Consider the following 17,472-nt stretch of genomic DNA (forward strand, 5'->3'; position numbering starts at 1 on the left):
GCCCGCCCATGAATGCACCCGTCTCGCACATTGCCCTTGAAACCGTCGAGATCGACAACAGCGACGATCCGCTGTGGTACCGCGATGCGGTGATCTACCAGCTCAACGTCAAGGCCTTCTTCGACTCCAACAACGACGGCATGGGCGACTTTCAGGGGGTGACCGCCAAGCTCGACTACGTGAAGGACCTGGGCGTCAACACCATCTGGCTGATGCCCTTCTACCCGTCTCCGCTGCGCGACGACGGCTACGACATCGCCGAGTACGAAGACGTGCACCCGCAGTACGGCACGCTGGCCGACTTCCGCGAAATGATGGCCGAGGCCCACAAGCGCGGCCTGCGCGTGATCACCGAGCTGGTCATCAACCACACGTCGAGCGACCACCCGTGGTTCAAGGCCGCGCGGCTGGCGCCGCCCGGCTCGCCGGAGCGCAACTTCTACGTGTGGAGCGACACCGACCAGATCTACCAGGGCACGCGCATCATCTTCACCGACACCGAGACGTCGAACTGGACCTGGGACCCGGTGGCCAAGCAGTACTACTGGCACCGCTTCTTCAGCCACCAGCCCGACCTGAACTTCGACAACCCGGCGGTGATGGAAGCCATCCTGAAGACGATGAAGTTCTGGCTCGACATGGGCGTGGACGGCTTCCGGCTCGACGCCATTCCCTACCTGGTGGAGCGCGACGGCACCAGCAACGAGAACCTGCCGGAAACGCACGCGGTCATCAAGCGGCTGCGCGCGGCCATCGACGCGCAATACAAGAACCGCTTCCTGCTGGCCGAGGCCAACATGTGGCCCGAAGACGTGCGCGAGTATTTCGGCGACGGCGACGAGTGCCACATGGCGTATCACTTTCCGCTCATGCCGCGCATGTACATGGCCATCGCGCAGGAAGACCGCCACCCCATCGTGGAAATCATGGCGCAGACGCCCGACATTCCCGAAGGCTGCCAGTGGGCCATCTTCCTGCGCAACCACGACGAGCTCACGCTCGAGATGGTGACCAGCAAGGAGCGCGACTACATGTACACCATGTACGCGGCCGACACGCGCGCGCGCATCAACCTGGGCATTCGGCGGCGGCTGGCGCCGCTGATGGAAAACGACCTCGACCGCGTGAAGCTCATGAACGGCATGCTGCTGTCGATGCCGGGCTCGCCCATCATCTACTACGGCGACGAGATCGGCATGGGCGACAACGTGTTCGTGGGCGACCGCAACGGCGTGCGCACGCCCATGCAGTGGAGCCCCGACCGCAACGCCGGCTTCTCGCGCGCCGACCCGCAGCGCCTGTACCTGCAGCCCATCATGGACGCCATGTACGGCTACGAGGCGCTCAACGTGGAAACGCAGGCGCGCGACGCCAGCTCGCTGCTGAACTGGACCAAGCGCATGCTGGCCGTGCGCAAGACCAGCCACGCCTTCGGGCGCGGCAAGCGGCGCTTCCTGAAGCCGGGCAACCGCAAGATCCTGGCCTACCTGAGCGAGCACGACGGCGACGTGATTTTGGCGGTGTTCAATCTGTCGCGCGCCGCGCAGCCGGTGGAGCTCGACCTGTCGGAGTTCAAGGGCCACGTGCCCATCGAGATGCTGGGGCGCGCGCCGTTCCCGCCCATCGGCGAGCTGCCTTACCTGCTCACGCTGTCTTCGTACGGCTTCTACTGGTTCAAGCTCACGGCCGAGGCCGACGCGCCCAGCTGGCACGACCAGGGCGTGGCGCTGCAGGACTGGCCCACGCTGGTGCTGTTCGACGGCTGGACCAGCTTCTTCCGCGACCGCGTGATGCCGTGGCGCATCGGCATGGCCGAGCGCATGCGCAACCAGTTCGAGCTGGACACGCTGCCGCGCCACATCGAGATCCAGCGCTGGTACGCCTCCAAGGGCGTGCCGATCGCGCGGGCGCGCATGGTCGACCACGCCGTGTGGGAGGCCAACGGCCAGAGCTGGATGCTGCCGCTGCTGGCGCTCGACGGCCCGCCCGGCGGCGCCACCTACTTCATGCCGCTGGCGCTGGCCTGGGAAGAGCGCGACGAGGAGCGCATGGCCGGCGTGGCGCAGGCTGCGCTCGCCAAGGTGCGCCAGCAGGCGCAGGTCGGGCTGATGGGCGACGCCTTCTACGACGAGGCCTTCTGCCGCGAACTGGTGCGCGCCATCTCGCAAGGGGCCGAGCTGGCCACGGGCAACGGCAAGCTGGTGTTCAAGCCCACGGCCGCGTTCGGCACGCTGAACATCGACATCGGCGCACTGCCGGTCGGCCGCCCCAGCGGCGTGAGCAGCAACACGGCCGTGACGCTGGACGAAACCCTGTTCCTCAAGGGCTACCGCCACGTGCGCCAGGGCATCAACCCCGAGCTGGAAATGGGCCGCTTCCTCACCGAGGTGGAGTACCCCAACTGCGTGCCCGTGCTGGGCGCGCTGGAGTACATCGGCAACGACGGCCGCACCATGACGCTGGCCATGGTGCAGAGCTACGTCGCCAACCAGGGCGACGGCTGGGACTACACGCTGGGCTACCTGGAGCGCTTCCTGCGCGACGTGGCCACCACCGACGGCGCCACGGCGGCGCCCGACGTGCTGGCAGTGCACGGCGGCTTTCTCGCGCTGATGGCCACGCTGGGCCGGCGCACCGGCGAGCTGCACCGCGCGCTGGCCACCCGCACCGGTGCCGCCGCCTTCGATCCCGAGCCGCTGTCGGCCACCGACGTGGCGGGCTACCGCACGCACGCCACCACCGACGCCACGGCCACGCTGGCGCTGCTGCGCGATCGCATCGACGTGCTGCCGGCCGGCGCGCAGGCCGACGCCCACACGCTGCTCGCGGCCGGCGAGGCGCTGCACGCGAACATCGCGGAGCGGCGCTTCGTCGGGGAAGGCGAGGGCAAGGGCGGTGGCGCGGCGGCGCTGAAGAGCCGCTACCACGGCGACTACCACCTGGGCCAGGTGCTGGTGAAGGACAACGACTTCATCATCATCGACTTCGAGGGCGAGCCCGCGCGCAGCTTCGAGGAGCGGCGCGCCAAGAGCTCGCCGCTGCGCGACGTGGCGGGCATGCTGCGCTCGTTCAACTACGCGCGCTGGTCGGCGCTGCGGCGCGTGGCGCAAAGCCCCGACGAGGCCGAGAAGCTGGCCGCGCCGGCCATCGCCTGGGAGCAGGCCACGCGCGACGCCTTCCTGAAGGGCTACGCCGAGGCCATCGCCGCGCCAGGCGATGCGGCCGGCGGCTCGCCGCTCGACGCTGAACTGCTCTCGCTGTTCGAGCTGGAAAAGGCGCTGTACGAACTGCGCTACGAACTGAACAACCGCACCGACTGGGTGCAGGTGCCGCTGCACGGCGTGCTGGCGCTGATTCGCCCCGCGCGCGCTTGATACCCCACTTACCGGAAGAGACTCATCATGGAAAACTTCGGCATTCACCTGGAGCCGCTGCGCGCCATCCTCTACCAGGTCGGGGCATTCATTCCGCGCCTGCTCATCGCGCTGGTGGTGGTGGTCGTGGGCTGGGTCATCGCCAAGGCGGTGCGCTTCGCGGTGACCAAGGCGCTGCGCGCCATCAACTTCAACGTGCTCACCGAGCGCGCGGGGCTGGACAACTTCCTGCGCCAGGGCGGCTGGCAGGGCGACACCAGCAGCGTGTTCGGCGTGCTGGCGTACTGGCTGGTGATATTGGCGTCGCTGCTCATCGCCTTCAACGGCATGGGGCTGAGCTACATCGCCGACCTGCTGGGGCGCATCGTGTGGTTCGTGCCGAACGTGGCGGTGGCCCTGCTGGTGCTGGCCTTCGGCTCGTACTTCGCCAAGTTCGTGGGCGACGCGGTGGGCAGCTACTTTCGCGGCGTGAAGATGCAGGACGCCATGCTGTTCGCCAAGATGGCGCAGTACGCGGTGATGGCCTTCGTGATCCTCATTGCGCTCGACCAGATCAAGGTGGGCGGCGACATCGTGCGCGAAAGCTTCCTGGTGATATTGGCGGGCGTGGTTTTTGCGTTGGCTTTGGCCTTCGGCCTGGCCGGCAAGGACTGGGCGAAGGCGCAGATCGAGCGTTGGTGGCCGCGCCAGGTGGTGGTGAAGGACACGCGGGTCGTCAAGGAGACGCCCGTGGTTCCCCCGGTGGCGCCGAACACCGTGTCGCCACCGCCGCGCTACGACGACCGGCCGCCGCGCTGAGCGCGGCGACCGTCGCCCCGATTGCCTTGCCTGCCTGCCTGCCTGTGATTGCCCTGGCCACTGAATGACACGAAAAACCAATCCGACGATCACGGCCATCTGGCCCGGCAAGCCTTACCCCCGCGGCGCCACCTGGGACGGGGAGGGCGTCAACTTCGCGCTGTTTTCCCAGCACGCCCAGAAGGTGGAGCTGTGCCTGTTCGACGAGCGCGGGCGACACGAACTGCAGCGCATCGTGCTGCGCGAGCGCACCGACGGCGTGTGGCACTGCTACCTGCCCGAGGCCCGGCCCGGCCAGGCCTACGGCTACCGCGTGCACGGCCCCTACAAGCCCGAGGAGGGGCACCGCTTCAACCCGCACAAGCTGCTGGTCGACCCGTATGCGAAGGACCTGGTGGGCGACCTGCGCTGGGGCGACGCGCTGTACGGCTACACCGTGGGCAGCAAGCGCGAAGACCTGTCGTTCGACCGCCGCGACAGCGCCCCGCTGATGCCCAAGGGCCGCGTGCTCGAAACCGCCTTCACCTGGGGCGACGACCGCCGCCCCTCGGTGCCGTGGCAGGACATGGTCATCTACGAGATGCACGTGCGCGGCTTCACCATGACCCACCCCGACGTGCCGCCCGAGCTGCGCGGCACCTACGCCGCGCTGGGCTGCGCGCCGGTGGTCGACTACCTGAAGCGCCTGGGCGTGACCACGGTGGAGCTGCTGCCGGTGCACAGCTTCCTCAACGACCGCCACCTGGCCGAGAAGGGGCTGCAGAACTACTGGGGCTACAACACGCTGGCCTACTTCGCTCCCGAGATGCGCTACAGCGCCTCGGGCAAGGTGAAGGAGTTCAAGACCATGGTGAAGACGCTGCACTCCGCGGGCATCGAGGTGATCCTGGACGTGGTCTACAACCACACCTGCGAAGGCAACCAGCTCGGGCCCACGCTGTCGATGCGCGGAGTGGACAACGCCTCGTACTACATCGCCAACGCAGACAACCGCCGCTACTACGACGACTTCACCGGCTGCGGCAACACCGTGAACCTGGAGCACCCGCATGCGCTGCAGCTGGTGATGGACTCGCTGCGCTACTGGGCCGAGGAAATGCACGTCGACGGCTTCCGCTTCGACCTGGCCTCGGCCCTGGCGCGCGAGGCCGGCAAGGTGGAAAACCTGGGCGGCTTCTTCGACGCCATCCGGCAAGACCCGACGCTCAACCGCGTGAAGCTCATCGCCGAGCCGTGGGACCTGGGCCACGGCGGCTACCAGGTGGGCAACTTTCCGCTGGGCTGGGCCGAGTGGAACGACCAGTACCGCGACGGCATGCGCGGCTTCTGGAAGGGCGACGGCGGCCTCATCGGCGAAATGGCCAAGCGCGTGACCGGCTCCGAGGACCTGTACGGCTGGTCGGGCAAGCAGCCCAGCGCCAGCATCAACTTCGTCACGGCGCACGACGGCTTCACGCTGCACGACCTGGTGTCCTACAACGACAAGCACAACGAGGCCAACGGCGAGGACAACCGCGACGGCAACAGCCACAACGTGTCGTGGAACTGCGGCGTGGAAGGCCCCACCGAAGACCCCGAAGTCGTCACCCTGCGCGAGCGCCAGAAGCGCAACCTGCTGGCCACGCTGCTGCTGTCGCAGGGCGTGCCCATGCTGCTGGCCGGCGACGAGCGCGGCCACACGCAGCAGGGCAACAACAACGTGTATTGCCAGGACAACGCGCTCGGCTGGCTCGACTGGTCGGCCACGCCCGAGCGGCTTGCGCTCACCACCTTCGTCGAACGCATGATCGCGCTGCGCCGCGCGCACCCGTCGTTCCGCCGGCGCACCTTCTTCGCCGGCAAGCCGGCCGCGGGCGAGACCGTGACCGACGTGCACTGGCTCAAGCCCGACGGCGAAGAAATGCGCACCGAAGACTGGAGCGACACGAACGCCCGCTGCATGGCGATGTACATCCCCGGCGGCGGCATCGCCGACCGCGGGCCGCGCGGCGAAACGCAGCACGACGACGACTTTCTGCTGCTGTTCAACGCGCACCACGACGAGATCGCCTTCACCCTGCCGCCGATGCCGCACGGCGCGTGGCGCCTGCTGGTGGACACCGCCAGCACCTCGCCGCCGCCCACCACCGAAGACGCCTCCGCACTCGCGCCCGCCTGGGCCGAGCCCACTTACCCGCTTCAATGCCGCTCGCTCGTCGTGCTGAGTCGGCCGGACGTACGGCCATGACCATGTCGATCCATCCTCATCACGCCCATTCGATGCCCTTCGGCGCCACCGCGCACGACGGCGGCGTCGCCTTCGCCCTGTGGGCGCCCTCGCAGGAACGGGTGCTGCTCGCGCACCGGCCGCTGGACGCGTCGGGTGGCGAGCATGCCGCGCACCGCATGGCGCGAGACGCTGAAGGCTGGCACCGCCTCGACCTGGCCGGCGCGGCGCACGGCGACAGCTACCGCTTCGAGCTGCCCGACGGCTCCGCCGTGCCCGACCCGGCCTCGCGCTTCAACCCCGAAGACGTGCACGGCCCCAGCGTGGTCATCGACCCGCGCCGCTACGCATGGAAAGACGCCGCCTGGCGCGGCCGCCCGTGGGAAGAGGCGGTGGTGTACGAGCTGCACATCGGCGCCTTCACGGCCGAAGGCACCTTCAACGCCGCGCGCGAGCGGCTGGGCGAACTGGCCGAGCTGGGCGTGACCGCGGTGGAGCTGATGCCGCTCGCGGACTTTCCGGGCAAGCGCAACTGGGGCTACGACGGCGTGCTGCAGTTCGCGCCCGATGCGTCCTACGGCACGCCCGACGAGCTGAAGGCGCTGGTCGACGCGGCGCACGGCCTGGGGCTGATGATGCTGGTCGACGTGGTCTACAACCACTTCGGGCCCGAAGGCAACTACCTGCACGGCTACTGCCCCGAGTTCTTCAACCCGGAGCACCGCACGCCCTGGGGCGCGGCCATCAACTTCGACGGGCCGGGCGCGCGCACGGTGCGCGACTTTTTCGTGCACAACGCGCTCTACTGGATCGAGGAGTTCCGCTTCGACGGCCTGCGCATGGACGCCATCCACGCCATTCGCGACAGCTCGCACCCGCACATCGTGCAGGAGATTCGCGAGGCCGTGCTGGCCGGGCCGGGCCGCGAGCGCCATGTGCACCTGGTGCTGGAGAACGACACCAACCAGGCCTCGATGCTCGCGCGCGACGGCCACGGCCTGCCCGTGGCGGGCACCGCGCAATGGAACGACGACCTGCACCACGCGGTGCACGTGCTGGCCACCGGCGAGCGCGACGGCTACTACGCCGACTACGCCGACAACCCCGTGTGCAGCCTGGCGCTGTCGCTGGCCGAAGGCTTCATCTACCAGGGGCAGCCCTCGGCGTTCCGCAACGGCGAGCGGCGCGGCGAGCCCAGCACGCGGCTGCCGTCGCAGGCCTTCGTCTCTTTCCTGCAGACGCACGACCAGGTGGGCAACCGTGCCTTCGGCGAGCGCATCCATGCGCTGGGCGACCCGGTGCGCGTGCGCGCGGCCATGGCCTGCCTGCTGCTGTCGCCGCACGTGCCCATGCTGTTCATGGGCGACGAGTTCGCGGCGTCCACGCCGTTCCTGTACTTCTGCGACTTCGGGCCCGAGCTGGCCGAGGCGGTGTCCAACGGGCGGCGCTCGGAGTTCGGCGGCTTCGCGGCCTTCAAGGACGAGGCGGCGCGCGCGCGCATCCCCGACCCGAACGCGGAGGCGACCTTTCTCGCGTCCAAGCTCAACTGGCGCGAGCGCGGCGCGCGCGCGCACTTCGAGCAGTTCAGCGAAGTGCAGCAGCTGCTGGCGCTGCGCCACAAGATGATCGTGCCGCGGCTGGCCGGCTCGACCGGCGCGGGCGTGTTCTTCTGCGAGAACGACACGCTGCGCGTGCATTGGGACCTGGGCCCGCAGGCCGGAGGTGCAAGTGCAGGTGCAGGTTCGGCCCGCCTGCACATGCTGGCGCATTTCGGCAGGCAGCAGACCGCGCCGCTGGCCGGCTCGCCGGGCGCGGTGGTCTACCGCCACGGCGTGCATGAAGAAAGCGGTGAGGGCAACGCTGCGCTGCGCCTCGACCACGGCGCTGTGTTCGTCACGCTGGAGGACGCGCGCGGTGAATGACGTGAACGAAACCTTCCTGCGCGACGCGGCCGGCGCGCTGGTGGCGCTGTGCGAGCACCACGGCATCGCCACCGCCTACAACGACGCCTTCGGCACCCGCCGCGAGGCCAGCACGCAGAGCCTGCGCGCGCTGCTGGCGGAGTTCGGCGTGCGCATCGACAGCGCCGCCGACGCGCACCGTGCGCTCGAGGCCGTGCACCGCGCGCGCTGGGCGCAGGCATTGCCGCCGGTGGCGGTGGTGCCCGCGGGCAACGCGCACTGGCAGGTGCCGTTGCGCCTGCCGCTGGCCACGCGCACGCTGCGCTGGCAACTGACCGACGAAGCCGGCCTCACGCAGCAGGGCGAGGCCGATGCGCACGCGCTGCACGAAACCGCGCGCACCGAGCACGGCGGCGCATGGCTGTGCGAACGCACGCTGCCCATGAGCCTGCCGCTGGCCGCCGGCTACCACCGCCTGCACATCGACGGCCTGCCCGGCGAGACGCTGGTGCTGGCCACGCCGGGGCATTGCTACCGCCCGCCGGCCGTGCGCGACGGCCGCCGCGTGTGGGGCCCGGCGGTGCAGCTCTACAGCCTGCGCTCGCCGCGCAACTGGGGCATCGGCGACTTCGGCGACCTCGACGAACTGGTCACGCTCATGGCCGCGCAGGGCGCGGACATCGTCGGGCTCAACCCGCTGCATGCGCTGTTCCCGGCCAACCCGGCGCATGCGAGCCCGTACAGCCCGTCGTCGCGCGAGCAGCTCAACGTGCTGTACATCGACGTGGAAGCGGTCGACGGCTTCGCCGATTGCGAGCCCGCGCGCCACCTGGTGCGCTCGCCCGCGTTCCAGGCGCGCCTGGCCGCGCTGCGCGCCGAGGCGCTGGTGGACCTGCCCGGCGTGGCGGCGGCCAAGTTCGAGGTGCTGGAGCTGCTCTTCGAGCACTTTCGCGAAGCGCACCTGCCCGAGCTGGCCGCGCCCGACGAAGACGGGCTGGCGTTTTTGGCCTTCGTGGCAGAGCGCGGCGAGGGGTTGCGCCAGCACGCGCTGTTCGAAACGCTGCACGCGCACTTCCTGGCCACCGACAGCGGCCTGTGGGGCTGGCCCGTGTGGCCCGTGGCGTACCGCGACCCCGACTCGGCCGAAGTCACGGCCTTTGCCGTGCAGCATGCGCAGCGCCTGCAGTTCCACCAGTTCCTGCAGTGGCAGGCCGCGCGCCAGCTGGCGCAGGCCTCGGCGCGCTGCGAGGCGGTGGGCATGGGCATCGGCCTGTACGTGGATTTGGCGGTGTCGGTCGACCGCGCCGGCTCCGACGCCTGGACCGCGCAGGGCGTGCTCGCGCCGGGCGCCAGCATCGGCGCGCCGCCCGACGAGTTCAACCCCGCCGGCCAGAACTGGGGCCTGCCGCCGCTGCGGCCCGACAGCCTGCGCGCCGACGGCTACCGCTTCTTCATGCACACGCTGCGCGCCGGCATGCGCGGCGCGGGCGCCTTGCGCATCGACCACGTGATGGGGCTCATGCGCCTGTTCTGGATTCCGCCGGGCCGCGGCGCGCACGACGGTGCCTACGTGTACTACCCGCTGGACGAGATGCTGGCCATCGTCGCCATCGAAAGCCACCGCCACCGCTGCATGGTGGTGGGCGAAGACCTGGGCACGGTGGAAGACGCCGTGCGCGAGGCGCTGGCCAAGGCCGACGTGCTCTCCTACCGTCTGCTGTACTTCGAGAAGTTCGACGGCCAGCACCACGAGCACCACGCCGGCGGCTTCAAGCCGCCCGAGGCCTACCCGCCGGCCGCGCTGGTGGCGGTGAGCACGCACGACCTGGCCACCTTCGCGGGCTGGTGGGCCGCCCACGACCTGCGCGTGCGGCTCGAGCTGGGCCTGTTCCCCGACGAGCGCGTGTTCGACAAGCAGCTGCTCGACCGCGCGCAGGAGCGCATCCAGCTGATGCTCGCGGCCGAGCGCGGCGGGCTGCTCAGCCGCGAGGAGGTGGCCGCGGCCGCGGGGCAGGCGCTGCCTTCGACCCGCATCGTTGAAGCGGTGCACGCCTACCTGGGCGCCGCGCCCTCGGCGCTGATGATGGTGCAGCTCGAAGACGCCGCCGGCGTGGTCGAGCAGGCCAACATGCCCGGCACCGTGAGCGAGCAGCCCAACTGGCGGCGCAAGCTGCCAGTGGCGTCGCGTGCGCTGGCCGAGGGCGAGCGCATGCAGGGCATTGCCGCGAAGCTGCGCGCGGTGCGCCCGGGGCTGCGCTCGGCCACCGGTGTGCTCGCGCCGCAAGACGTGCAGGCCACCGTGCCGCGCGCCACCTACCGGCTGCAGTTCCACAAGGACTTCGGCTTCGACGACGCCATTCGCGTGCTCCCTTACCTGGCCGAGCTGGGCGTGAGCCACGTGTACTGCTCGCCCATCCAGCGCGCCCGCGCCGGCAGCATGCACGGCTACGACGTGGTGGCGCACGACGAGGTCAACCCCGAGCTGGGCGGCGAAGAAGGCTTTGCGCGCTTCGTCGATGCGCTGCAGTCGCACGGCATGGGCCAGCTGCTGGACATGGTGCCCAACCACATGGGCGTGTTCGGCGCCGACAACGCGTGGTGGATGGACGTGCTGGAAAACGGCCCGGCCTCGCTCTACGCGCAGCACTTCGACATCGACTGGCAGCCGCTGAACGTCGAGCTCACCGGCAAGGTGCTGCTGCCCGTTCTGGGCGGCCACTACGGCGAGGTGCTGGCCAGCGGCGAGCTGGTGCTGCACTTCGAGCCCGAGGCCGGCGGCTTCGCGCTGATGTACTTCGACCACCGTTTTCCGCTGGCGCCCGAGCGCTATCCGGCGGTGCTGGCGCGCGCGCTGGCGCAGCTCGACGAATCGACCGACGCCGCCGCCAGCCTCGCGAGCGTGGCCACCGCCTTCGGCCACCTGCCGGGGCGCGACGCCACCGAGCCCGAGGCGCGGGCCGAGCGCGCGCGCGACAAGGAACTGCTCAAGGCCCGGCTGGCGCGGCTCGCGCAGCGGCACCCCACGGTCGCCGGGGCGCTGGCCGCGGCCGTGGCCGAGTTCAACCTGGCCACGCCGGCGGCGCGAGATGCACTGCATGCGCTCGTCGAGGCGCAGGCGTACCGGCTGGCGTACTGGCGCGTGGCGGCCGACGAAATCAACTACCGGCGCTTCTTCGACATCAACGACCTGGCGGCGGTGCGCATGGAGCGCGACGACGTGTTCGAGGCCACGCAGTCGTTCGCGCTCGACCTGGCCGCCGCGGGCAAGGTGGACGGCCTGCGCATCGACCACCCCGACGGCCTGTACGACCCCGCGCGCTACTTCGAGAAGCTGCAGCAGGGCTACGCGCGCCGCGCCGGGCTGGTGCTGCCCGCGCACGACGCGCAGGGCCGGCCGGCGCGCCCGCTGTACGTGGTCGCCGAGAAGATCGCGGCCAACGACGAGGAGGTGCCCGAGGGCTGGCACGTGCACGGCACCACCGGCTACCGGTTCGCCAACGTGGCCAACGGCGTGCTGGTCGACACCACGGCCGAAGAGACCATCGGCCATGCGTGGCGCCGGTTCACGGGCGAGGTGCAGAGCTTTCATGCGCTGTCGCAGGCGGGGCGGCGCGAGGTGATGCGCAACGCGCTGTCGTCGGAGCTGAACATGCTGTCGAGCGAGCTGCTGCGCATTGCGCGCGCCGACCGCCGCACGCGCGACTACACGCTGAATGCGCTGCGCCGCGCGCTGGCCGACGTCGCGGCCTGCATGCCGGTGTACCGCACCTACATCATCGATGCGCCTTCCGCGCAGGACGAGCGCTTCATCGACGAGGCCACGGCCGCGGCAGAGCGCCAGAGCAGCGACGCCGACCGCTCGGTCTTCGGCTTCCTGCGGCGCGCGCTGCGCGGCGTGGCGGTGGAGGGCGCGCCACCGGCGCTGGCCGAGCGGGTGCGCCGCTTTGCGGTGCGCTTCCAGCAGTTCAGCGCGCCGGTCACGGCCAAGGGCGTGGAAGACACGGCCTTCTACCGCTACTTTCCGCTCAGCTCGCTCAACGAGGTGGGCGGCGAGCCCGACCGCTTCGGCATCGGCGTGGACGAGTTCCATGCGCTGAGCACCGACCGCGCGCTGCGCTGGCCGCACACCATGCTGGCGACTTCGACGCATGACAACAAGCGCTCGGAAGACGTGCGCAACCGCATCGACGTGCTCTCCGAAATGCCCAACGAATGGGTGCTGGCGCTCACGCGCTGGCACGGCCTGTGCCGCGACACGCGCCGCAAGCTGGAGTGCGACGACGCGCCCTCGCGCGCCGACGAGTACCTGCTGTACCAGACGCTGCTGGGCACGCTGCCCTTCACGGGGTCCGGCGGTTCAGGCGGGCTCGACGAAGCCACCGCGCCCGCCTTTGCCGACCGCATCTGGGAGTACATGCAGAAGGCCGCGCGCGAGGCCAAGCTGCGCACCCGCTGGACCCAGCCCGACGCCGAGTACGAGGCCGCGCTGGAAGGCTACGTGCGCGCCATCGTCGCCAACATGGAAGAGGGCGCCTGCCTGTCGGACATCCAGCGGCTGGCCGACCGGCTTTCGTGGTTCGGTGCGTGGAACGGGCTCACGCTCACGCTGCTGAAGTACGCCTCGCCGGGCGTGCCCGACCTGTACCAGGGCAGCGAGCTGATCGAGCTGAGCCTGGTCGACCCCGACAACCGGCGGCCGGTGGACTACGCGCTGCGGCAGGGGCAGCTGCATGCGTTGAAGCACATGGCCGATCGGACTGGAAAGAGTGGCCAGGGTGGCCATGGTGATCCTGAAGGCCTTGCCGCGCAGGTCCGCGCCCTGGCCGCGGCGCCGCACGACGGCCGCGCGAAGCTGTGGTTCATCTGGCGGCTGCTGTCGCTGCGGCGCGCGCAGCCCGCGCTGTTCCGCGAAGGCAGCTACGAAGGGCTGGCGGCCGAAGGCGCGCTGGCGCGGCACGTGGTGGCCTTCGCGCGGCAGCACGAGGACCAGGCGCTGGTGGTGGTGGCGGGGCGGCTGTTCGTCGGCCTGTGCCCGGGCGAAAGCCCGGCGCCGGTCCTGCCGCAAGGCGATGCCTGGCGCGGCACCACGGTGCGCTTGCCCGCGGGGCTGGAAGGTGCGGTGCTGGAGAACGTGCTGACCGGCGAGCGCTTCACCGCGGGCGCTGGTGGGCTGGAACTGGCCACCGCGCTGCGCCATGTGCCGTGGGCCGCGTTCAGCGTGGTGAAGCCCGCGTCGTGAAGCTGACGTCGTGATTTGCGCCTATGCGGACGCGACGATCTCCTACGTAGCGCGGAGGTGGGCGCAGTGACCCTGCGAGGTCTGCTTTCGTTTCTCCAACCCACCCCTCCCTGCCCCCTCTCTATCTACCCAGGAGCTTTCGATGAAGAAACTTGTGCCCGCACTGATCGTCACCGGCCTCATGGCCGCCACCGGCGCCTTCGCCCAGTCGAACCCACCCGGTGCCAACGTGCCGCCCAACACGCCGGGCTACGCGACCGGCAAGTCCGAGCGCGCAGGCGAGGCCCGCAAGGACCGCCGCGCACCCGGCATGGTGAAGCCGCAGGCCGGCGACGAAGGCAAGACGCCTGAAGGCGGCGCCATCGGCAACGACCGCGCTGCCGTGGCCGGCGAAGCCCGCGCCGAGACGCGCGACGAGCGCCGCCCCGGCAAGCCGAAGCCGGTGCCCGGCGGCACGCCCAAGTGATCGGGGCTCTTCCGGAGGCTCTTCCGCTGCTTTGACGGTGGTGGACGTTCGCGGCGCGGGCCGCGGGCGTCAACCTCGGTTGGAAGGGGCGCGGTCGCGTATCGCGCTTTTCAGCGCGCGCTGGCCCGCCGACAGCGCGAGCTCGTAGCTCTCCGCCGCGTCGTACGCCTTGTTGAGCACGCGCGGGTGCGTGCCCTGTTCGTCGGTTTCGAGCAGCTGCCAGACAAAGGCTCCCGGCAGCGGCTCCTCGATGGTGAGTTCGATGGGGTGTGTCATGGCTTCAACATGGCGCAAAGCGGGCCGCTTGTCTGTAGGCCCGCAGCGACGGCACGCTGCCGTGGCCTTCCCTCTTTTCATCTTTCGTTCTTTCCTACAGCGCGCCGTGCTGCAAGACGACCGTTGCGCAGCGCCCGCTCACCTACGCTGCCCCGACCATGGGCGCCAGCGACACACACAACACACACAAGCAGGAAGACAGCCACTCCATCCACCGCTTCGTGCGCGTGCGCGGGGCGCGCGAGCACAACCTGAAGGGCGTGGACGTCGACATTCCGCGCGATGCGCTGGTGGTATTCAGCGGCATCTCGGGCTCGGGCAAATCGTCGCTGGCGTTCGGCACGCTGTATGCCGAGGCGCAGCGGCGCTACTTCGAATCGGTGGCGCCGTATGCGCGCCGGCTCATCGACCAGGTCGGCGTGCCGGCCTTCGACAGCATCGAGGGCCTGCCGCCCGCGGTGGCGCTGCAGCAGCAGCGCGGCACGCCGAGCGCTCGCTCGTCGGTGGGCAGCGTGACCACGCTGTCGAACCTGTTGCGCATGCTCTATTCGCGCGCTGGCGACTATCCGGCGCGGCAGCCCTTGCTGTACGCGGAAGACTTTTCTCCCAACACGCCGCAGGGCGCATGCCCGGCCTGCCACGGGCTGGGCCGCGTCTTCGAGGTGACCGAGCAATCGATGGTGCCAGACGACTCGCTCAGCATCCGCGAGCGCGCCGTGGCCGCATGGCCGCCGGCATGGCACGGGCAGAACCTGCGCGACATCCTGGTCACGCTGGGCCACGACGTCGACAAGCCCTGGCGCGAGCTGCCGAAGAAAACCCGCGACTGGATCCTGTTCACCGACGAGCAGCCGACGGTGCCGGTGTATGCAGGCTTCACGCCCGCCGAGACGCGCGCCGCGCTGCGCAGCAAGATGGAGCCCAGCTACCAGGGCACCTTCACCGGCGCGCGCAAGTACGTGCTGCACACCTTCGCGACCACGCAGAGCGCGCTCATGAAGAACCGCGTGTCGCGCTTCATGGTGGGCGCGCTGTGCCCGTCGTGCAAGGGCAAGCGGCTGAAAAAAGAGGCGCTGTCGGTGCGCGTGGCCGGCCACGACATCGGCGAGATCGCGCAGATGCCGTTGGGCGAGCTGTCGCGCGTGCTGGCGCCCATCGCGGCCGGCAAGCTGCCGCGCCAGTCGGAAGAAAAACGCATCGCCGCGCAGCGCCTGACGCACGACTTCCTGGAGCGCGTGGGCACGCTGCTCGACCTGGGGCTGGGCTACCTGTCGCTCGACCGGCGCACGCCCACCTTGTCGCCGGGCGAGCTGCAGCGCCTGCGGCTGGCCACGCAGATCCGCTCCAACCTCTTCGGCGTGGTGTACGTGCTCGACGAACCTTCCGCCGGGCTGCACCCGGCCGACGGCGAAGCGCTGGTGGTGGCGCTGGAAATGCTCAAGCGCTCGGGCAATTCGCTGTTCGTGGTGGAGCACGACCTGTCGCTGATGCGGCGCGCCGACTGGCTGGTCGACGTGGGGCCCGAGGCGGGCGAGAAGGGCGGCGTGGTGCTCTACAGCGGGCCGCCCGAGGGGCTGCGCGGGGTGAAGGGGTCGCACACGGCGAACTACCTGTTCGGCGAGGCGGTGCCGCCTTCGGCCGCGCCGCGCTCGCCCACCGGCTGGTTGAAGCTGGCGGGCATTTCGCGCAACAACCTCGACAGGCTGGCCGCGGCGTTTCCGCTCGGCGTGCTGACGGCCGTGACCGGTGTGTCGGGCTCGGGCAAGTCGAGCCTGGTGACGCAGGCGCTGGTGGAGCTGGTGTCGGCGCACCTGGGACACGAGCCGCCCGAGGCCGAGGCGGCTGAAGAGGAAGCATCGTCGGCGCCGGTGGTGGCGCAGCGCACGGCGGGGCGCATCGTGCAGGGCATGGACGGCATCCGCCGCCTGGTGCGCGTCGACCAGAAGCCCATTGGCCGCACGCCGCGCTCCAACCTGGCAACCTACACGGGCCTGTTCGACCATGTGCGCAAGCTGTTCGCGCAGACGCCGGCGGCGCGCGCGAAGAAGTTCGACGCCGGGCGCTTCTCGTTCAACGTGGCCAAGGGGCGTTGCCCGGCCTGCGAGGGCGAGGGCTTCGTGAGCGTGGAGCTGTTGTTCATGCCGAGCGTGTACGCGCCGTGCCCCACGTGCCATGGGTCGCGCTTCAACCCGCAGACACTGAAGGTGAGCTTGCGCGGCAAGACGATCGCCGACGTGCTGGGGCTGACCGTCGACGAGGCGCATGCCTTCTTCGAGACCGACGACGCCATCGAGCGGCCGCTGCGCCTGCTGCGCGCCATCGGCCTGGGCTACCTGCGGCTGGGGCAGCCGGCCACGGAGCTGTCGGGCGGCGAGGCGCAGCGCATCAAGCTGGCCACCGAGCTGCAGCGCGCGCAGCGTGGCGACACGCTGTACGTGCTCGACGAGCCGACCACGGGCCTGCACCCGGCCGACATGGACAAGCTGATGGTGCAACTCAACGGCCTGGTCGACGCGGGCAACACGGTGATCGTGGTGGAACACGAGATGCGCTGGGTGGCCGCGTGCGACTGGGTGATCGACATGGGCCCGGGCGCGGGCGGCGAGGGCGGCCGCATCGTGGCGGCGGGCACGCCGCGCGAGGTGGCAAGGGCCGCGGGCAGCCGCACCGCGCCCTACCTGCGCGAATGGACAGAACCGAACCGACCTTCTTCAACCCTCTTGCGAAAGGAAAACCGATGATCCGCCGACCTCGTCAAGGCAACGAAGCAACCGCACAACTGGCGAGCCAACTGGGCTGCACGCTGGTGGAGGCCGTGCCCCGACACGGCCACGCACGCCCCGCGCTGGTGGGCTGCGACCCCGAGCTGTCGCAACGCATGAAAGCGCTGGGCGCGCGGTGGGACTCTTTCAACAACGCGCTCGCGTTCGCGGGGTGGCCTGCGCTGCAGGCGGCGCTGCGCTATGCGCTCGACAAGCGCGCGAATGGGGCGAATGGGGCGAACGGGACGGAGGGGTGTTCGTCTCCTGCTGGAGGGACCGAGGGCACTGCTGGTTGATGTGTTTTGCGGGGCTGTTCAGGGCGTGTGAACAGGCCGCCGGGTACTCCCCTCCGCGAATGTCCCCCGGCCTGCGGCCTCCTCCTTTTACCGGGACTTCTCCAATCCGCAAGCGGCGGTGCGAGTTTGGTTTTTCAATAGGCGGTATTGGCTG

9 protein-coding genes are annotated in these 17,472 nt (G+C 70.1%); 8 read left to right on the top strand and 1 reads right to left on the bottom strand.

Features of this window, described 5'->3' with window-relative positions; genetic code table 11:
• Positions 1-8: 8 nt before the first annotated feature.
• From treS to AB6807_RS24630, 6 genes are all read left to right on the top strand, one after another.
• Complete coding sequence (gene treS / locus AB6807_RS24605) at positions 9-3,374, top strand: maltose alpha-D-glucosyltransferase (RefSeq protein WP_371086583.1); 3,366 nt, start codon at positions 9-11, stop codon at positions 3,372-3,374.
• A gap of 27 nt (positions 3,375-3,401) precedes the next feature.
• A complete protein-coding gene (locus tag AB6807_RS24610; protein ID WP_116907129.1) occupies positions 3,402-4,172 on the top strand; it encodes a hypothetical protein in 771 nt (256 codons plus the stop codon).
• A 64-nt stretch (positions 4,173-4,236) separates the two neighbouring features.
• Complete coding sequence (gene glgX, locus AB6807_RS24615) at positions 4,237-6,399, top strand: glycogen debranching protein GlgX (RefSeq protein ID WP_371086584.1); 2,163 nt, start codon at positions 4,237-4,239, stop codon at positions 6,397-6,399.
• Positions 6,396-8,300 (top strand): malto-oligosyltrehalose trehalohydrolase, encoded by a 1,905-nt coding sequence (gene treZ / locus AB6807_RS24620; protein ID WP_371086585.1) that lies wholly within the window; start codon positions 6,396-6,398, stop codon positions 8,298-8,300. The genes glgX and treZ overlap by 4 nt, the downstream gene beginning before the upstream one ends.
• Complete coding sequence (locus tag AB6807_RS24625; protein WP_371086586.1) at positions 8,293-13,518, top strand: malto-oligosyltrehalose synthase; 5,226 nt, start codon at positions 8,293-8,295, stop codon at positions 13,516-13,518. Before treZ ends, AB6807_RS24625 begins: the two co-directional genes overlap by 8 nt.
• 142 nt (positions 13,519-13,660) lie before the next feature.
• Positions 13,661-13,984, top strand: coding sequence for a cell envelope biogenesis protein TolA (locus tag AB6807_RS24630; RefSeq protein WP_371086587.1), 324 nt, complete (start codon positions 13,661-13,663; stop codon positions 13,982-13,984).
• A gap of 69 nt (positions 13,985-14,053) precedes the next feature.
• On the opposite strand, the gene AB6807_RS24635 is transcribed toward AB6807_RS24630, so the two are convergent.
• Positions 14,054-14,260, bottom strand: coding sequence for a hypothetical protein (locus tag AB6807_RS24635; RefSeq protein ID WP_116907133.1), 207 nt, complete (start codon positions 14,258-14,260; stop codon positions 14,054-14,056).
• Positions 14,261-14,418: 158 nt separating this feature from the next.
• On the opposite strand from AB6807_RS24635, the gene AB6807_RS24640 reads away from it, so the two are divergent.
• Both AB6807_RS24640 and AB6807_RS24645 read left to right on the top strand, forming a co-directional pair.
• Positions 14,419-17,001 carry an excinuclease ABC subunit A gene (locus AB6807_RS24640; protein WP_371086588.1) on the top strand — a complete coding sequence of 861 codons (2,583 nt, stop codon included), beginning with the start codon at positions 14,419-14,421 and terminating at the stop codon, positions 16,999-17,001.
• Entirely contained in the window at positions 16,947-17,318 is a 372-nt protein-coding gene (locus AB6807_RS24645; protein ID WP_371086589.1) for a hypothetical protein, read from the top strand. Before AB6807_RS24640 ends, AB6807_RS24645 begins: the two co-directional genes overlap by 55 nt.
• Positions 17,319-17,472: the final 154 nt, after the last annotated feature.

The sequence above is a fragment of the Variovorax sp. RCC_210 genome (assembly GCF_041355175.1).
GTDB lineage: Bacteria > Pseudomonadota > Gammaproteobacteria > Burkholderiales > Burkholderiaceae_C > Variovorax.